Origin of the sequence: Micromonospora sp. CB01531, assembly GCF_001905095.1 — a bacterium.
In the GTDB taxonomy this organism is placed as follows: domain Bacteria; phylum Actinomycetota; class Actinomycetes; order Mycobacteriales; family Micromonosporaceae; genus Micromonospora.
In genome coordinates this window covers 16,746-33,339 of the sequence record NZ_LWLS01000123.1, presented here as the reverse complement: position 1 = coordinate 33,339, position 16,594 = coordinate 16,746, and the positions used below count along the sequence as shown (strand labels likewise).

20 protein-coding genes and 1 riboswitch are annotated in these 16,594 nt (G+C 73.8%); of the genes, 11 read left to right on the top strand and 9 right to left on the bottom strand.

Annotated elements, in window-relative coordinates; translation table 11 throughout:
- Nucleotides 1–163 precede the first annotated feature (163 nt).
- From dusB to A6A27_RS37410, 4 genes are all read right to left on the bottom strand, one after another.
- Complete coding sequence (gene dusB, locus A6A27_RS37425) at nucleotides 164–1,336, bottom strand: tRNA dihydrouridine synthase DusB (protein WP_073839391.1); 1,173 nt, start codon at nucleotides 1,334–1,336, stop codon at nucleotides 164–166.
- A gap of 51 nt (nucleotides 1,337–1,387) precedes the next feature.
- Nucleotides 1,388–2,767, bottom strand: a complete 1,380-nt coding sequence (locus tag A6A27_RS37420) for a glycine--tRNA ligase (RefSeq protein ID WP_073839390.1) — start codon at nucleotides 2,765–2,767, stop codon at nucleotides 1,388–1,390.
- A 106-nt stretch (nucleotides 2,768–2,873) separates the two neighbouring features.
- Nucleotides 2,874–3,434 (bottom strand): Rv0361 family membrane protein, encoded by a 561-nt coding sequence (locus A6A27_RS37415; RefSeq protein ID WP_241825636.1) that lies wholly within the window; start codon nucleotides 3,432–3,434, stop codon nucleotides 2,874–2,876.
- Between the two features lie 25 nt (nucleotides 3,435–3,459).
- Entirely contained in the window at nucleotides 3,460–3,801 is a 342-nt protein-coding gene (locus A6A27_RS37410; protein WP_073839388.1) for an antibiotic biosynthesis monooxygenase family protein, read from the bottom strand.
- Nucleotides 3,802–3,828: 27 nt separating this feature from the next.
- On the opposite strand from A6A27_RS37410, the gene A6A27_RS37405 reads away from it, so the two are divergent.
- The 8 genes from A6A27_RS37405 to A6A27_RS45420 all read left to right on the top strand — a co-directional run bounded on the left by A6A27_RS37405 (nucleotide 3,829) and on the right by A6A27_RS45420 (nucleotide 8,447).
- Complete coding sequence (locus A6A27_RS37405; protein ID WP_073839387.1) at nucleotides 3,829–4,077, top strand: DUF6703 family protein; 249 nt, start codon at nucleotides 3,829–3,831, stop codon at nucleotides 4,075–4,077.
- A 54-nt stretch (nucleotides 4,078–4,131) separates the two neighbouring features.
- Nucleotides 4,132–5,073: a metal ABC transporter substrate-binding protein gene (locus A6A27_RS37400; RefSeq protein WP_073839386.1), complete on the top strand. Its 942-nt coding sequence runs from the start codon at nucleotides 4,132–4,134 to the stop codon at nucleotides 5,071–5,073.
- Nucleotides 5,074–5,149: 76 nt separating this feature from the next.
- Nucleotides 5,150–5,905: a metal ABC transporter ATP-binding protein gene (locus A6A27_RS37395; protein ID WP_073839385.1), complete on the top strand. Its 756-nt coding sequence runs from the start codon at nucleotides 5,150–5,152 to the stop codon at nucleotides 5,903–5,905.
- A 1-nt stretch (nucleotide 5,906) separates the two neighbouring features.
- Complete coding sequence (locus A6A27_RS37390) at nucleotides 5,907–6,779, top strand: metal ABC transporter permease (RefSeq protein WP_073839384.1); 873 nt, start codon at nucleotides 5,907–5,909, stop codon at nucleotides 6,777–6,779.
- A 43-nt stretch (nucleotides 6,780–6,822) separates the two neighbouring features.
- The gene (locus tag A6A27_RS37385; RefSeq protein WP_073839383.1) at nucleotides 6,823–7,125 is read left to right on the top strand and encodes an ArsR/SmtB family transcription factor; all 303 of its coding nucleotides are present in this window, start codon (nucleotides 6,823–6,825) and stop codon (nucleotides 7,123–7,125) included.
- A 43-nt stretch (nucleotides 7,126–7,168) separates the two neighbouring features.
- Nucleotides 7,169–7,561, top strand: coding sequence for a Fur family transcriptional regulator (locus tag A6A27_RS37380; RefSeq protein WP_073839382.1), 393 nt, complete (start codon nucleotides 7,169–7,171; stop codon nucleotides 7,559–7,561).
- A gap of 100 nt (nucleotides 7,562–7,661) precedes the next feature.
- Nucleotides 7,662–8,267 (top strand): hypothetical protein, encoded by a 606-nt coding sequence (locus A6A27_RS37375; protein WP_073839398.1) that lies wholly within the window; start codon nucleotides 7,662–7,664, stop codon nucleotides 8,265–8,267.
- 9 nt (nucleotides 8,268–8,276) lie between these two features.
- A complete protein-coding gene (locus tag A6A27_RS45420) occupies nucleotides 8,277–8,447 on the top strand; it encodes a hypothetical protein (protein ID WP_198940624.1) in 171 nt (56 codons plus the stop codon).
- A gap of 143 nt (nucleotides 8,448–8,590) precedes the next feature.
- On the opposite strand, the gene A6A27_RS37370 is transcribed toward A6A27_RS45420, so the two are convergent.
- From A6A27_RS37370 to A6A27_RS37350, 5 genes are all read right to left on the bottom strand, one after another.
- Nucleotides 8,591–10,645: an acyl-CoA dehydrogenase family protein gene (locus tag A6A27_RS37370; RefSeq protein ID WP_443190032.1), complete on the bottom strand. Its 2,055-nt coding sequence runs from the start codon at nucleotides 10,643–10,645 to the stop codon at nucleotides 8,591–8,593.
- A 120-nt stretch (nucleotides 10,646–10,765) separates the two neighbouring features.
- Entirely contained in the window at nucleotides 10,766–11,269 is a 504-nt protein-coding gene (locus A6A27_RS37365; protein WP_073839381.1) for a DUF6328 family protein, read from the bottom strand.
- Nucleotides 11,270–11,419: 150 nt separating this feature from the next.
- Nucleotides 11,420–12,169: a sugar isomerase domain-containing protein gene (locus tag A6A27_RS37360; RefSeq protein ID WP_073839380.1), complete on the bottom strand. Its 750-nt coding sequence runs from the start codon at nucleotides 12,167–12,169 to the stop codon at nucleotides 11,420–11,422.
- Nucleotides 12,166–12,564 (bottom strand): AAC(3) family N-acetyltransferase, encoded by a 399-nt coding sequence (locus A6A27_RS37355; protein WP_073839379.1) that lies wholly within the window; start codon nucleotides 12,562–12,564, stop codon nucleotides 12,166–12,168. Before A6A27_RS37355 ends, A6A27_RS37360 begins: the two co-directional genes overlap by 4 nt.
- Nucleotides 12,561–13,385: an alpha/beta fold hydrolase gene (locus A6A27_RS37350; protein WP_073839378.1), complete on the bottom strand. Its 825-nt coding sequence runs from the start codon at nucleotides 13,383–13,385 to the stop codon at nucleotides 12,561–12,563. The genes A6A27_RS37355 and A6A27_RS37350 overlap by 4 nt, the downstream gene beginning before the upstream one ends.
- Nucleotides 13,386–13,473: 88 nt before the next feature.
- Nucleotides 13,474–13,580, top strand: a riboswitch (TPP riboswitch).
- A 73-nt stretch (nucleotides 13,581–13,653) separates the two neighbouring features.
- Here A6A27_RS37350 and A6A27_RS37345 point away from each other — a divergent pair.
- From A6A27_RS37345 to A6A27_RS37335, 3 genes are all read left to right on the top strand, one after another.
- The gene (locus tag A6A27_RS37345; RefSeq protein WP_073839377.1) at nucleotides 13,654–14,238 is read left to right on the top strand and encodes an ECF transporter S component; all 585 of its coding nucleotides are present in this window, start codon (nucleotides 13,654–13,656) and stop codon (nucleotides 14,236–14,238) included.
- 132 nt (nucleotides 14,239–14,370) lie between these two features.
- Entirely contained in the window at nucleotides 14,371–15,795 is a 1,425-nt protein-coding gene (locus tag A6A27_RS37340; protein ID WP_073839396.1) for an ABC transporter ATP-binding protein, read from the top strand.
- The gene (locus A6A27_RS37335; protein ID WP_073839376.1) at nucleotides 15,792–16,592 is read left to right on the top strand and encodes an energy-coupling factor transporter transmembrane component T family protein; all 801 of its coding nucleotides are present in this window, start codon (nucleotides 15,792–15,794) and stop codon (nucleotides 16,590–16,592) included. Before A6A27_RS37340 ends, A6A27_RS37335 begins: the two co-directional genes overlap by 4 nt.
- Nucleotides 16,593–16,594: the final 2 nt, after the last annotated feature.

The following is a 16,594-nucleotide window of genomic DNA, read 5'->3' as shown; positions in this document are numbered from 1 at the left end:
CAAGGGGCCGGCCCTTCAACACACCCAGAAACAGCCGACCCGACCCCCAACAAGAAGGCCGGCCATTCGGCAACTTCACCGCCGGCTCCCCGGGGACCGGCACCCGGCCGACCCCACCACGGGGCCGGCCGTTGTCGTCTCGGCACCCGGAGCCGGGTGCCGGTCAGCCGCCCGAGTCGTCCAGCTCGGCGCCGTCGGGTGGGGTGTCGTCGTCCCGGCTGGCCAGCCAACCGTCCGGCAGAAAGACCTTGCCCGGGGAGTTGGTCCGGCCACGCGGCTGACCGAGGGCCTCCACCGGGAACGGCACGGCCGGGTCGAGCTTGCCGAGCAGGTCGTCGAGCTGGGCCAGGCTGTCGATCATCGCGAGGGACCGGCGCAGCTCACTGCCGATCGGGAAGCCCTTGAGGTACCAGGCGACGTGCTTGCGGAAGTCGGTGCACCCGTCCCGCTCACCCCGGGCGGGGTTGCGGGCGCCGGCCACGAACTGGTCGACCAGCAGCTCGGCGTGGCGTCGCATGGTCACCGCCACCTCGCCCAGGCTCGGCAGCCGCCGGTCGGACCGGCCGTTGAAGGCGGCCTCCAGGTCGGCGAAGAGCCAGGGCCGGCCCAGGCAGCCGCGCCCGATCACCACGCCGTCCACCCCGGTGTGGGCGACCATTCGCAGCGCGTCGTCGGCCTCCCAGATGTCGCCGTTGCCGAGCGCCGGCACGTCGAGCGCCTGCTTCAGGGTGGCGATGGCATCCCAGTCGGCGGTGCCCGAGTAGCGCTGCGCGGCCGTACGCCCGTGCAGGGCGACCGCGGCGACGCCGGCGTCCTGCGCGGCGAGCCCCGCCTCGACGTACGTCAGGTGGTCGTCGTCGATACCCTTGCGCATCTTGACGGTGACCGGCACCCCGGCGGGTGACGCGGCGTCCACCGCGGCCTTGACCAGCCGGGCGAAGAGCCGGCGCCGCCACGGCAGGGCGGACCCGCCGCCCCGCCGGGTCACCTTGGGGACCGGGCAGCCGAAGTTGAGGTCGATGTGGTCGGCGAGGCCCTGCTCGACCACGATCCGCACGGCCGCGGCGGTGATCTCCGGGTCGGTGCCGTAGAGCTGGAGGCTGCGCGGCTGTTCCTCGGCGCCGAAGGCGATCATCCGCAGCGTCTTCGGGTTGCGCTCCACCAGCGCCCGGGTGGTGATCATCTCGCAGACGTAGATGCCGCCGCCCTGCTCCCGGCACAGCCGGCGGAAGCCGACGTTGGTGATCCCGGCCATCGGCGCGAGCACCACCGGCGGCCACACCTGGTGCGGCCCCAGGGTCAACGAACGCAGCGCGGGCAGGGTCGGGGCGGTCACCGGGCAAGTGTACGGGGCCCCGACCGGCGCGGCCGGGGCCCCGTGACCAGCTCAGCAGCCGGGCAGGCGCTCGATCAGGTAGCGCTCGACCTGGTCCAGCGAGATGCGCTCCTGGGCCATGGTGTCCCGGTTCCGGACGGTCACCGCGTTGTCCTCGAGGGTGTCAAAGTCGACCGTGACGCAGAACGGCGTGCCGATCTCGTCCTGGCGGCGGTACCGGCGGCCGATCGCCTGCGAGTCGTCGAACTCGACCACCCAGCGCTTACGCAGGTCCGCGGCGAGGCCCCGGGCCTTCGGCGAGAGCGCCTCGTTGCGGGACAGCGGGAGCACCGCCACCTTGACCGGGGACAGCCGCGGGTCGAAGCGCATCACGGTGCGCTTGTCCACGCCGCCCTTGGTGTTCGGGGCCTCGTCCTCGTCGTACGCCTCGAGCAGGAAGGCGAGCACGGCACGGGTCAGGCCGGCGGCCGGCTCGATCACGTACGGGATCCAGCGCTCACCCTTGCCCTGGTCGAAGTACGACAGGTCGACGCCAGAGTGCTTGCTGTGCGTCGACAGGTCGAAGTCGGTGCGGTTGGCGATGCCCTCCAGCTCGGCGAACTCGCTGCCGCCGAACTGGAACCGGTACTCGATGTCGACCGTGCGCTTCGAGTAGTGGGAGAGCTTCTCCTTGGGGTGCTCGTAGAAGCGCAGGTTCTGCTCCGACAGGCCGAGGTCGAGGTACCAGTTCCAGCGCTCCTGGAGCCAGTACTCGTGCCACTGCTCGTCGGTGCCCGGCTCGACGAAGAACTCCATCTCCATCTGCTCGAACTCGCGGGTCCGGAAGATGAAGTTGCCGGGGGTGATCTCGTTGCGGAACGACTTGCCGGTCTGCGCGATGCCGAACGGCGGCTTCTTGCGGGCGACCGTCTCCACGTTCTTGTAGTTGACGAAGATGCCCTGGGCGGTCTCCGGGCGCAGGTAGTGCAGGCCCTCCTCGCTCTCCACCGGGCCCAGGTAGGTCTTCATCAGGCCGTTGAACATCTTCGGCTCGGTGAAGGTGCCCTTGTTGCCGCAGTTCGGGCAGTTGATCTCCGACAGGGAGGTCGGCGGCCGGCCGTGCTTGGCCTCGAAGGCCTCTTCCAGGTGGTCGGCGCGGAACCGCTTGTGGCAGGCCTGGCACTCGGTGAGCGGGTCGACGAACTCGGCGATGTGGCCGGAGGCCTCCCAGACCTGGCGGGCCAGGATGACCGCCGAGTCCAGGCCGACGACGTCGTCGCGCTGCTGGACCATGGTCCGCCACCACTGCCGCCGGACGTTCTCCTTGAGCTCCACGCCGAGCGGACCGTAGTCCCACGCCGATCGGGTGCCTCCATAGATCTCACTGGAGGGGAAGACGAAGCCCCGGCGCTTGGCGAGGCTGACGACGGCGTCGATACGGTCGGCTGGCATGTTTCCTCCTACGCCGGCTGGCGGTCGGCGGGGGTGACTGGATTGAACCGGACGGTCCGGGACAACGGTACGACCACCGGAGCCGCCGAGCCCAGCCGGGGCCCGGTCAGCTCACCCCGCACACCTCCACGGCACCCGTCTGCTGGTCCGTCGCCAGCGTCACCGTCTGGGCCTCCCGCTTGCCGCCGGCCAGGGTCACGTCCACCGGCACGGTCAGCGTCTGGGCGTCGACCTGGCCCACCCGGTAGCCGGAGATCTGCGGCTCGGTGGCCGCCCGCTGCTCGAACTCCGACCGGGACTCCCGCCGGTGGGCGTCGTCGCAGAGCTGGTCGTACGCCTTGGACCAGTCCTTCCGCACCAGCGCCCGGTAGTAGTTGTCGGTCACCGCGCGGCCCTGCTCCTGGACGGCCTGCAGGTTGCTGACCGCGAGCCCGACGATGGCGGCGCCGCCCCCACCGCAGCAGAGCAGCACGGCGAGCGCGCCGACGCCGAGACCGAGCCAGAGCCGGGCCCGGCCCCCCTCGGTCGGCGGGGCGGCGAACGGCGGGGCGACCCCGGGGCCCGCCGGCGGCGCGGGGACGCCGGGCTCGGCTGGCGGGCCCGATACCGGCGGCGCGCCGGACGGCACGGGATTCGGGGGTGGGGCGGCCGGTCCGGGAGCGGTCATACGCCAGAGGGTAGTGCCCCCGGCCTCAGCGGTAAGGACCTGCGGCCCGATCACTGGCGACGATGACGATCTCGCCCTCGGGCGCGGCGCTGGCCAGCGTCTCGTACGCCGAGGGCTCGTCGACGGACTGGGCCAGCAGCGGCACGGCGGTGACCTTGACGTCGAAGCCGCCCAGCGCCCGCCGATACGCCCCGACCGACTCCCACTCGGTGACCAGGCACCAGTGCGTCGGGTCGTCCAGCGCCCGCAGCAGTTCCCCACGCAGATAGCCGGGGCGGGCGGCGAGCGCGGCGAGCGCGGCGTGCGCCCGCTCGGTGAACTCGGACGCGACATCGGCGTCGACCACGAACCGGTTGGTGACCAGCACCCGGGTCCTCCTCGTAGAGTCTGTGCCATGCAGCGTACGCAGCGCCCCCTTCCCGCTCGGCTCAACCCGACCGCGGTGTTCCTGGCCACGCTGGTCCTGGTGCTGGTCGCCCTGTTCACGCCCGGCCCGGTCGGCGGCGTCCTGCTGCTCGCCCTGGCCGCGGGGCTGGTCTGGCTGATGAGCGTCACCTGGCCGGTGCAGACGCCGGGGACCCGGGTGCTGCGGCTCCTGATGCTGACGCTGTTGCTCGCGGTCGCCCTGGCCAAGCTGCTCTGACATGCAATCATGCGTTTTTGACAATCAATTTCGTTATCGCGGACAGTTGGTCACATGACCGTCCGCTCCGCCCCACGCGCCCTCGCCGCAGCCACCGCAGCCCTGCTCACCCTTGGCATCGCCGCCTGCTCGGCGGAGGGCGGTGGCGGTGGGAGCGACCCGGAGCGGGTCGACGTGGTGGCCGCCTTCTACCCCCTCCAGTTCCTCGCCGAGCAGATCGGCGGGGACGCGGTCAAGGTCACCAACCTCACCAAGCCCGGCGCCGAGCCGCACGACCTGGAACTCAACCCCCGCCAAGTCGGCCAGGTCAGCGACGCGGAGCTGATCGTCTTCCTCGCCGGGTTCCAGCCGGCCGTCGACGAGGCGGTCCAGCAGAACGGCGGTGACCGGGCGTTCGACGTGGCCACCGTGCAGCCGCTGCGCGACGCGGCCGACGGCGGCCACCAGCACGAGGGCGAGGCCGAGCACGCGGAGGAGAGCGGCGGCAAGGACCCGCACGTGTGGCTCGACCCGACCCGGCTGGCCACCATCGGCGACCGGCTGGCCGAGCGGCTCGGCAAGGCCGACCCGGGCCGGGCCGCCGAGTTCACCGCCCGGGCGAAGACCCTGCGCACCACGCTGGAGAAGCTCGACGCCGACTACGCCGCGGGCCTGCGGACCTGCCCCCGCCGGGAGATCGTGACCAGCCACACCGCGTTCGGCTACCTGACCGCCCGCTACGACCTGGAGCAGGTCGGCATCACCGGCCTCACCCCGGACGCCGAGCCCGCCCCACAGCGGCTCGCCGAAGTGGCGCAGGAGGCCCGGGAGCACGGGGCCACCACCATCTTCTTCGAGACGCTGGTCAGCCCGAAGGTGGCCGAGACGGTCGCCCGCGAGGTCGGGGCGAAGACCGCCGTGCTCGACCCGATCGAGGGCCCGCCGGCCGAGGGCGACTACCTCTCCGCCATGCGGGCCAACCTCCAGACCCTGCGCACCGCCTTGGACTGCTCATGAGCGAGCGAAAGCGAGCGAATCATCCGCACAGCGCCGGTAAGCCTCAGGACGGCGCCGAGCGAAGCGAGGTGACGGCATGAGCGTCTTCCAGGTCGAGCATGCCGCTGTCGGCTACGACGGCCGCCCCGTGCTGCGGGACGTCTCGCTGGCCGTGGCCGCCGGTGAGGTGGTCGCCGTGCTCGGCGCCAACGGCTCCGGCAAGTCGACCCTGATCCGCGCCGTGCTCGGCCTCGTCCCGCTGAGCGCCGGGTCGGTCACCCTCTTCGGCACCCCGCAGCGCCGCTTCCGGCAGTGGCACCGCATCGGGTACGTCCCACAGCGGCTCGGCGCGGGCAGCGGCGTACCGGCCACGGTGGCCGAGGTGGTCGCGTCGGGCCGGCTGGCCCGTCGGGGCCTGCTGCGCCCACCGGGACGGGCCGACCGGGAGGCGGGCGCCGCGGCGCTGCGCGCGGTCGGGCTCGCCGACCGGGCGGGTGACCCGGTCGCCACCCTCTCCGGCGGCCAGCAGCAGCGCACCCTGATCGCCCGGGCGCTCGCCGGCCGGCCCGAGCTGCTGGTGCTCGACGAGCCGACCGCCGGGGTGGACGCCGCCAGCCAGGAGGCGTTCGCCGGAGCGTTGCGCGGTTTCCTCGACGGCGGTGGCACGGTGCTCCTGGTCGCCCACGAGCTGGGGCCGCTGCGCCCGCTGATCAGCCGGGCGGTCGTGGTCCACGAGGGCGGGATCGCCCACGACGGCGCGGTGCCGGAACCGGCCGGCCACCACGCCGACCCCGACCACGAGCACGTGCACCCGCACTGCGACGAGGAGCCCGCCGGGCTGTGGAGCATGTGACATGGACCTCTTTCAGTACGACTTCATGCTGCGCGCCCTGGTCGGCGCGCTGGTCATCGGGCTGGCCGCCCCGGCGCTCGGGATCTACCTGGTGCAGCGGCGGCTGGCGCTGATCGGCGACGGCATCGGGCACGTGGCGCTCACCGGCGTCGGCGCCGGGCTGCTGCTCAACCGTTCCCCGGTGCTGGTGGCGGTGATCACGGCGACGCTGGGCGCGATCGCCATCGAGCTGGTCCGCGCACGCGGCCGTACCTCCGGGGACCTGGCCCTGGCGCTGCTCTTCTACGGCGGCATCGCCGGCGGCGTGCTGCTGGTCGGGCTCTCCGACGCCAGCAGCGCGTCGCTGAACTCGTACCTCTTCGGGTCGCTGACCACGACGTCGCCGGGCGACCTGATCACCATCCTGGTGCTCGGCGTGGCGATCCTGGTGACCATGCTGGCGCTGCGCCCGGCTCTCTTCGCGGTCTGTCACGACGAGGAGTACGCCCGCGTCTCCGGCCTGCCGGTCCGGGCGCTCAACCTGCTGCTCGCGGTGACCACCGCGGTGACCGTGACCATCGCCATGCGGGCCGTCGGGGTGCTGCTGATCAGCGCCCTGATGGTGGTGCCGGTGGCCACCGCCCAGCAGGTGACGCGGGGGTTCCGGAGCACCATGACGGCGGCGATGGCGCTGGGGCTCTTCGCGGCCGCGGCCGGGGTCTGGGTGGCCGCCACCGCCGACACCGCGCCCGGCGCCTCGGTGGTGCTGCTGGCCATCGGCTCGTTTCTGGTGGTCGCGCTCGTCGCGGCCGGCTGGCGGGCGCTACGCCGGCGAGCCCGGCCGGCCGGCGCGCCGGCCGGGGAGCCGCACGAGCACGAGGTGGTGCTGCGGTGAGCCCGTCCGGACCGCCGCTGCTGGGATTGGTTACCGTTACGGGATGACCACCACGCACGGATACGACGCCTTCGAGGGCGCGGGTGACCTGCTGCGCGCGCTGTCGGCACCCATCCGGCTGGCGATCGTGAGCGAGCTGGCCCAGGGTGAGCGCTGCGTGCACGAGCTGGTGGAGAAGCTCGGTGCCCCGCAGCCGCTGGTCTCCCAGCATCTGCGGGTGCTGCGCGGTGCCGGGGTGGTCCGCGGCTCCCGGCGCGGCCGGGAGATCGCGTACGCCCTGGTGGACGAGCACGTCGCGCACATCGTGGCGGACGCGGTCAGCCACGCCGGGGAGGGGCCGGCATGACCGCGCGGACCACCAGCGCCCACGCCGGCCACCGGGTGGCGGCATGACCGAGGGGGCGCTGAGAAACACCCGCCAGCGGACCGCGGTGAGCGCGCTGCTGGCCGAGGTGGCGGGCTTCCACAGCGCGCAGGACCTGTACGCGATGCTGCGTGAGCGGGGCGAGCGGGTCGGCCTCACCACCGTCTACCGGACGTTGCAGGGGCTCGCCGACGCCGGAGAGATCGACGTGATGCGCCCGCCCGGCGGCGAGCACCTCTACCGCCGGTGCAGCGAGGGCCATCACCACCACCTGGTCTGCCGGGCCTGCGGCCGGACGGTGGAGGTGGCCGGGCCGGCGGTGGAGCGCTGGGCGGACCGGGTCGCCGCCGAGCACGGGTATGCCGAGGTCAGCCACACCCTGGAGATCTTCGGCACCTGCCCGGCCTGCGCCGGCTGAGAATTCTCCCCGGCGACAACTCCAGCTCGGCGTATCTGTCGCCGCGCAGCGCTCCGGAGCCGTCGTGCCGACGTCGCCGGGCCGTGGCACGCTGTCCGGCGTGAAGATCTACGCCGACCGTTTTCCGACCGCCCTCCGCCAGCTCCTCACCGATCTGCTCGTGGTCGTCTGGGTGTACGCGGCGATCCGCTTCGCGCTGTGGCTGCACGACCTGATCGAGAAGCTGGCCGTACCCGGACAGAAGCTGGAGGGGGCCGGCGGAGGCCTCGCCGACAACCTGGCCGACGCCGGCGGCAAGGTGGGCCGGGTCCCGCTGGTCGGCGACGAGCTGACCGCGCCGTTCACCAAGGCCGCCGAGGCCGCCCGCGCGGTCGCCGAGGCCGGCCGCGACCAGCAGGAACTGGTCGGCCAGCTGGCCCTCGGCCTGAGCATCGCGGTGCTGGTCTTCCCGCTCGGGCTCGTGCTCTTCGGCTGGCTGCCGCTGCGGGTCCGCTGGATGCGCCGGGCCGGCGTGGCGCAGGCCCTCGCCGCCGCCCCCGCCGGCCGGGACCTGCTGGCACTGCGCGCGCTCGCCGGCCAGCCGCTCGGTCGGCTGGCCCGGATCGCGCCGGACGCGGCCGAGGCGTGGCGCCGCGGCGACGACACGACCGTCGACGCGCTCGCCGCACTGGAGCTGCGCAGACTCGGCCTGCGGGCCGGCCGGTAGGGTGTTGCGGTGCTGTACTTCCTGATCGCCGTCGCCGTGCTGCTGCTGGCGTACGCGGGCGTCCTGGTGAGCTACGTCCGCAAGGGCCGCAAGATCCCGCCGGCCGCGTACCTCGTGCTGGCCGCGTTGAACGGGCTCATCCTGGCCGGCGTGCTGGCCTGGGCGATCGTCGCCAGCTGACCCGCCACCCACCGCCTCACCTCGCCCGCGCCGGGTCCGGGGTGCGCGCAGCTTCACGGAAAGGGTGGCCGCGCGGGACGGCGAGGCCACGCCTTCCGTGAATCCGGCCCGATCGAACGGGTCGGCGCGGGTGCGTGGCGCGGTCAGTCGGCGGGTGGGATGCGGCGGCGGACGTCCTCGGCGGTGGACGGGCCGGGCTGCCAGCGGGCCACCCACGGCAGGTCGGCCGGCGGGGTCGCGACGCCCTCCTCCACGGCGGCGTACCGGCCGGCGAGGATCCGCTTCGCGGCCGCCACGTCAACCGAGTCGGTGTTGGACCACAGCCCGGTGAACAGCTCCTCGACGCGCAGCCGGGCCTGCCGGCAGAACAGGTCGGCCAGCTCGACGTGTTCCGGATGTTCCGCCCACTCGGCGGTGGCCCGTACGCAGACCGCGGCCATCGCGAACAGCTCCGCGCCGATGTCCACCACCCGGCCGAGGAACGCCTGCTTGCGCTCCATCTTTCCCTGCCAGCGGGACATCGCGTAGAAGGTGGCGCGGGCCAGCTTGCGGGAGGCGCGCTCGACGTGTCGCAGGTGGCCAGCGAGCGGGCCGAACTCGGCGTACGCCCGGGGTGCCTGGCCCCGGCCGACGGCGAGGGTGGGCAGCCACTTCGCGTAGAAGACGCCGGCTCGGGCACCCGCCTTCGCCTTGCGGCCCAGCCCGGCGTCGGGGTCGATGATGTCGCCGGCCACCGAGAGGTGCGCGTCGACCGCCTCGCGGGCGATCAGCAGGTGCATGATCTCGGTGGAGCCTTCGAAGATCCGGTTGATCCGCAGGTCGCGCAGCATCTGCTCGACCGCGGCCGGCCGTTCGCCCCGGGCGGCCAGGGACTCGGCCGTCTCGTAGCCGCGGCCACCCCGGATCTGGATCAGCTCGTCGGCGATCTTCCAGGCCATCTCGCTGGCGTAGAGCTTCACCAGCGCCGCCTCGATCCGGAGGTCGTTGCGGTCGTCGTCGGCGAGCAGGCAGCAGAGGTCGAGCATGCTCTCCATGCCGTATGTGGTGGCGGCGATGAAGGCCAGCTTCTTGGCCACCGCCTCGTGCTCGCCGACCGGCCGGCCCCACTGGACCCGGTCGGCGGCCCACTCCCGCGCCACGTTCAGCGACCACTTGCCGGCGCCGACGCACATGGCCGGCAGCGACAGCCGCCCGGTGTTCAGCGTGGTCAGGGCGATCTTCAGGCCCTTGCCCTCGCCGCCGATCACGTTCTCCTTCGGCACGAACACGTCGTGCAACCGGGTGAGGCTGTTCTCCAGGCCGCGCAGGCCCACGAAGGCGTTGCGCCGCTCGACCGTGATGCCCTCGCTGTCGCCCTCCACCACGAAGGCGGTGATGCCGCCGCGCCGGCCCTCGGCCGCCGGCACCCGGGCCATCACCACCAGCAGGGTGGCGACGGTACCGTTGGTGGCCCACAGCTTGACCCCGTTGAGCCGGTAACCCGTGCCGTCCTCGGTCGGTTCGGCGGTGGTCGCCAGCCGCGCCGGGTCGGAACCGACGTCCGGCTCGGTGAGCAGGAACGCGGACACCTCACCGGCGGCCAGCCGGGGCAGGAAGCGCTGCTTCTGCTCGGGGGTGCCGAACATCTTCAGCGGCTGCGGCACGCCTATCGACTGGTGCGCGGAGAGCAGCGCGCTGATCGCCGGGTTGGCCGAGCCGGCCCGCATCAACGCCCGGCAGTAGTGCAGGTTGCTCAGCCCGAGGCCGCCGTACTTCCGGTCGATCTTCATGCCGAAGGCGCCCAGCCGGGCCAGCCCGCGGAACACCTCGTCCGGGATGCGCGCGTCCCGCTCGATCGCCGCACCGTCCACCTCGGCGTCCAGGTACGCCCCGAACGCGCCGAGGAACTCCTCCGCCCGCGCCACGTCCTCCGGGTTCGCGCGCGGCCACGGACTGATCAGGTCGAGGCGGAACCGGCCGAGGAACAGTTCCTTGCCGAAGCTGGGCCGGTCCCATGCCGCTTCGCGGGCCGCCTCCGCGACCTGGCGGGCCTCCTTCTCGGAGACCTGGCCGGCCTCGGTGGGCAGCGGCCCCACCCCGTCCACCCGGTCGCCGGCGGCGGTGCCGACCGGCGGATCGGTGTCGTCGATCGGGGCCACCCGGCCGGTCGGGCCGCCGTGTCCGGCGGGATCGGGTCGGCTGTTCTGTGTCGTGGTCACGGCTGCCTCCTGGAGACCTCGATCCGGCTGCGTCGACGTGGGCGACGAAAACGACGCTACCCCCGGTTGTTACCCAGGGGTAGCGTTCGGTGCACGTCCGATTTGGCGGGACCGGCGCGGTCAGTCGCCGGGCAGCACCCGCGGGGTGTCGTCCTCGTCGTCGATGTCGTCGCCCCAGTTGCGCCGGGCGGCGAGCGGCAGGACCAGCCAGAAGGTCAGGAACCACGCCCCGGTGACCCCGGTCAGCACCAGGGCCGCCAGCCGGCCCAGCACGAAGTCGGTGATCAGCAGGACCGCACTGACCATCGAGATCAGCATGAAGGCCAGGCCGCCGATGGCCACCCGGTGGGCGAACCGGACCAGCTCCGGCTTGCGGCCCTGCCGGAACAGCGCCCGGTGGAAGGCGACCGGCGAGATGATCATCGCAGCGGCTGCGGCGGCGGCCAGCAACGCGATGATGTAGGTGTCCTTCTGGAAGTTGGTGGTCCGGGTGAAACCGCTGCTGAACGGCAGGGTGAGCAGGAAGGCGAAGAGGATCTGCACGCCGGTCTGCGCCACCCGCAGCTCCTGGAGCAGGTCGGCGAAGTTGCGCTGCCACCGCTGCTTCTCGGTTTCCTTGGACACGCGCTACCTCCAGGGATGACGGTACTGCCGGCGGAAGCATCCGTCGGCAGTACCGCCGGTGCCCGGTCCGCGCCGTCGCGAAACCGGTTCACCGTGCCGCCGCCCCTCGTCCCGGCTGCGGGCCTCGCAAACCCGGCTCACTCCTCGCGCTCAGGCACCCCGGCGGATCCGACCCGCGTAACGCGCCTCCAGCTCGGCGTTGTGCTCGTCGCCGCCGGTGATGTTCGCCGACAGGTAGACCGGGGGCCGCTCCCCCGCCGCCAGCAGCCGGGCCACCACCTCCGCCACGAGCTGCTGCGCCAGCAGCGCCGCCGTGATCGAGGAGACCGCACCGACCGCGCCGCCGCCGGGCAGCGGCAGGGTGGCGTCGCCGTACGGGGCGCCGTTGTCGAGCGCCACGTCGGCGAAGTCGGCGAGCTTGCGCCCGGACGGGTGGCGCGAGGCCATCCCGGCGGAGTGCGCCGCCGAGGTGATCGCGATCAGCGCGTGCCCACGCTCCTTGACGATGGACGCGAACTCCACCATCGCGCCGTTCACGCCGGAGTTGGAAGCGAGCACGAAGACGTCCTGCGGGCGGATCGGGGCCAGCTCGTAGAGGCGGTGCGCCACCTCGGGCTCGCGTTCCAGCTTCGGGCCGAGCACGTCGGCCGACTCGCCCCCGTACAGGACCAGGTCGCGCAGGGCGATCCGGTTGGTGGGGACCAGCCCACCGGCCCGGCCGGCGATCTCCATCGCCAGCGCCTCCGAGTGGCCGGTGCCGAACGCGTGGACCACCCCGTCGGCGCGCAGCGACTCGGCGATCAGGTCGGCGGCCCGCGCCACCCCGTCCCGCTGGCCGGCGGCCACCCGGCCGATCGTCTCGGTCACCACCGCCAGGTACGCCTCGGCGCTCACCGTCATGATTCCTCCGTCCCTCGGTTCCGGGCCAGCCAGTCCACCGCGAAGTCGACCGCCACCCGCTGCCTCATCAACCGGCCCGTCCCGTCGCCGACCGGCCCGAGCCGTACCGCTCCGGTGGCCTCCAGCGCGGTGCCGAGCCGGGCGAAGCGGTCGTCGTCCAGGCGGATGTCGTCCCACCACACCCACGCCCGGCCGCCGTCGCCGGTCAGCACGGCCGCGCCGAGCACGTCGCGCAGGGCGAGCGCCACCGCCTCCGGGCCGCCGCAGAGGAAGCCCACCGGACGCAGGGACACGTGCACCAGGACGGTCCCGCCGGGGCGTACGCCGACGGCGCGGAACTGGGCGGCGAGCGTCGCGCGGGTGTGCGGCCGGGCCGCTGCGGCGCCGGCGATCATCGGCCCACCCGGGCGAGGATCGCGGCGGCCAGCGGGGCGGGCGCCTCGTCCGGGATCCAGTGCGTGACGCCGGGCAGCTCGACGAAGCGGTAGTCGCCGGTCACGTGGGGTGCGCAGGCCGCGGCGGCGGTGCGGCCGATCGCGATGTCCCGGTCGCTCCACACGAAGGTGGTCGGCACGCCGACCGGCCCGACGGCCGTCAGGTCCGCCCCGGTCATCGCCCGGTACCAGTTCAGCGCGGCGGTCAGCGCGCCCGGCTCGCACATCGGGTCGGCGTAGCGGGCCACCTGCGCGCGGTCGCCCACCCCGCCGAGCATCCGGCGCAGCGCGGCGGCGTTGAGGGCGAGCAGCACCCGCTCCGCCTTGCCGGGCTTGCGGAACAGCGTGATGTAGGCGGAGCGGGCCCGCTGTCGCGGGTCGGTGGCGAGCGTGTGGGCCATCGCCGCCGGGTGCGGCACCGAGACTGCGGTGAGGCTGCGGACCCGCTCCGGGTGCACCGCCGCCAGGCTCCAGGCCACGATCGCGCCCCAGTCGTGCCCGACCACGTGCGCGGCCTTGACGCCGAGCGTGTCGAGCACGCCGGCCGCGTCCGCCACCAGCTCCGGGATCCGGTACGCCTCGACCGCCGCCGGCCGGGCGCCCGACGAGTAGCCCCGCTGGTCGAGCGCGTACGTGCGCAGCCCGGCCGCGTGCAGCAAGGGCACCACCTCGTCCCACTCGCCGCCGTGCTGCGGGAAGCCGTGCAGCAGCAGGACCGCGTCGCCGTCCTCAGGACCGCCGGTGCGTACCTCGAACGTCAGACCTCGCGCCTCGACCCGCATGATCGGCAGCCTACTCAGCCGGGCCGGCGCCGCTCGCCCTGCTGGGCCGGCGCCGGGCGGCGGTGCTAGCGTCTGGCGCAGACAACTTCACATCCGACAGGGGAGCGCACAGCGCTGAGAGTGCGGGCCGGTGCCCGCAGACCCTCGAACCTGATCTGGGTAATGCCAGCGCAGGGAGTTCGGTCGACCTCCAGCCGCGCCGCCGTCCGGGCATCCGGACGCGGCGTGCGTCTTCTCCTGGTTCACCCTCGACGAACTGGGAGCAACCATGACTCACCCAACGGCCAACCGCTGGCGCACCATCGACATCGTCATCGCCTCGGTGCTCGGGGTGTCGTTCGGCGTCATCTTCTGGGCGTGGGGCCTGCTCTGGAACGGGCCGGCGGACGCCATCCCGCTGCCCGGCCGGGCGGCGCTGTACGGCGTGTGGCTGGTGCCGGCCGTGCTCGGCGCGCTGATCGTCCGCAAGCCCGGAGCCGCGTTCTTCACGCTCACCTTCGCGGCGCTGGTGTCGGTCGCGCTCGGCAGCAGTTGGGGCTGGACCCTGGTGGTGCAGGGCCCGCTGGAGGCGGCGGCGGGCGAACTGGCCTTCGCCCTCTTCGGTTACCGCACCTACCGGCTCCCGGTCTCGCTGCTGGCCGCCACCCTGGCCGGCCTCGCCGCCGCGATCTACGACGTCTTCGTCTGGTACCCGGACACCGCGTGGGGCAGCTTCCGGCTGCCGTACATCCTCATCACCGCCGCCAGCGCACTGGTCGTGGCCGGCCTCGGCGGCGTCGCGCTGACCCGCGCCCTGGCGAACACCGGCGTCCTCGACCGCTTCCCCGCCGGCCGCGAACGCGCCGCCGTCTGACCGCCCGATCCGAATCATCTTGATCATGAGGTTGACGGCGATGTGGATCTCTGAAACCGCCGCCAACCTCATGATCGACGGGGGCGGGGTGATCAACGTGGCGAGGCGGGGTCGGGCGGGAGGGGTGTGGGCGTGAGTGGGGTGGTGCTGCGGGGGTTCGGGTGGCGGCACGCCGGGCGGAAGGGGTGGGCCGTCCGTGGGGTGGACCTGCGCGTCGAGCGCGGCGAGCGGGTGCTGCTGCTGGGGGCGTCCGGAGCGGGCAAGAGCACCCTGCTGGCGGCGCTCGCCGGGCTGCTGCCCGAGGACTCCGGCGAGCAGGAGGGCACCGTCGAGATCGACGGGCTCGACCCGCGCAAGGCCCGGGAACGGGTCGGCATCGTCTTCCAGGACCCGGAGACCCAGCTGGTGATGGCCCGCTGCGGCGACGACGTCGCGTTCGGGCTGGAGAACCGGGGCGTACCCGCCGAGGAGATCTGGCCCCGGGTGGACGCGGCGCTGCGCCGGGTCGGCTTCCCGTACCACCGGGACCGGCCCACCGCGGCGCTCTCCGGCGGCGAGCAGCAGCGCCTCGCCCTCGCCGGGGCGCTCGCCCCGCGGCCCGGGCTGCTGCTGCTCGACGAGCCCACCGCCAACCTCGACCCGGCCGGCGCCGCGCTGGTCCGGCAGGCCGTCGCGGACGCGCTCGACGCGGACACCACGCTGATCCTGGTCGAGCACCGGGTCGCCGAGGCGCTGCCGCTGGTCGACCGGGTGGTGGTGCTGGAGGCCGGCGGCGGGGTGCGGGCCGACGGGCCGCCCGACACGGTCTTTTCCGCGCACGGCGACGCGCTCGCCGCCGCCGGGGTCTGGGTGCCGGGTCGCACCGTGTCGCCCCGGCACGCCACCGCGCCGCCGGGCGACCGGTTGCTCACCGCCGACCGGCTCGGCCTGCCGCCCCGGCTGGCCCCCGTCGACCTCGAGGTCCGCGCCGGCGAGGCGCTCGCCGTCCTCGGCCCGAACGGCGCCGGCAAGTCCACCCTGGCCCTGCTCCTCGGCGGCCTGCTCCGCCCCGGCGCCGGTACGGCCACCGCCACCGCCGCCCTGGCCGGGCAGGACGCCGGCACTCCCCCGCACCGCTGGCGCGCCCCCCTGCTGGCCCGGCGGATCGGCTCGGTCTTCCAGGACCCGGAGCACCAGTTCGTCACCGGCACCGTCTACGACGAACTCGCGCTCGGCCCGCGCCGCACCGGCGAGCCCGAGGCGGCGGTACGGGCCACCGTGGACGACCTGCTGGACCGGCTGCGGCTGGCCCGGCTGGCCGGGGCCAACCCATACACCCTCTCCGGCGGGGAGGCGCGGCGGCTGAGCGTGGCGACCGCTCTGGCCACCGCACCGCGCCTGCTGATCTGCGACGAGCCCACCTTCGGCCAGGACCGGCGGACCTGGTCGGAACTGGTCGACCTCTTCGCCGAGCTGCGCGACGCCGGCCACGGCATCGTCGCGGTCACCCACGACCCGGACTTCGTCGCCGCGCTCGCCGACCGCACCCTCACCCTGGACCGTGGGGGCCGGCCGTGATCAGCGTGGAGCCCGTGGCCCGGCCCGGCGCGCCGCTGGCCCGCCGCAACCCGGTGGCGAAGCTGGCCGCCGCGCTGGTCTTCTCGTTGGTCCTCATCGCCACCCTGGACCCGGTGGCCCCGGCGATCGCCATCGCGATCGAACTGGTGGTGCTGCCGCTGTTCGGCGTCCGCTACCGGATGCTCGCCCGGCGGGCCTGGCCGCTGCTGGCCAGCGCCGGCGGCATCCTGGTCACCCTGGTGCTCTTCGCCGCCGACCGGTCCGGCCGGGTGCTGGTCGAGGCCGGTCCGATCCTGGTGACCGAAGGGGTGCTGCTCACCGCGCTCGGCCTGGTACTGCGGATGCTCGCGGTGGCGCTGCCCGGGATCCTCGTCTTCGCCACCACCGACCCCACCGACCTGGCCGACGCGTTGATCCAGAACGCGAAGGCGCCGGCCCGGTTCGCCATCGGCGCGCTGGCCGCGTTCCGGCTGGTACCGCTGCTCGAACAGGAGTGGCGGATGATCAGCATGGCCCGGCGGGCCCGGGGCGTGGACGCCGGCCGCAACCCGGTCGCCAAGGTGCGGCTCTTCGTGTCGACGGCGTTCGCCCTGCTGGTCGGGGCGATCCGCCGGGGCACCCGACTGGCGGTCGCGATGGACGCCCGCGGCTTCGACGCCGGCATCCCGCGTACGGTCGCCCGGCGGCAGCGCTTCACCCGGGCGGACGGCCTGCTGGTCGCCGGCGCGGCGGTGCTGGCCGGCGCGGCGCTCGCGGTCAGCGTCGCGCTCGGCACGTTCCGCCCCCTGATCGGCTGACC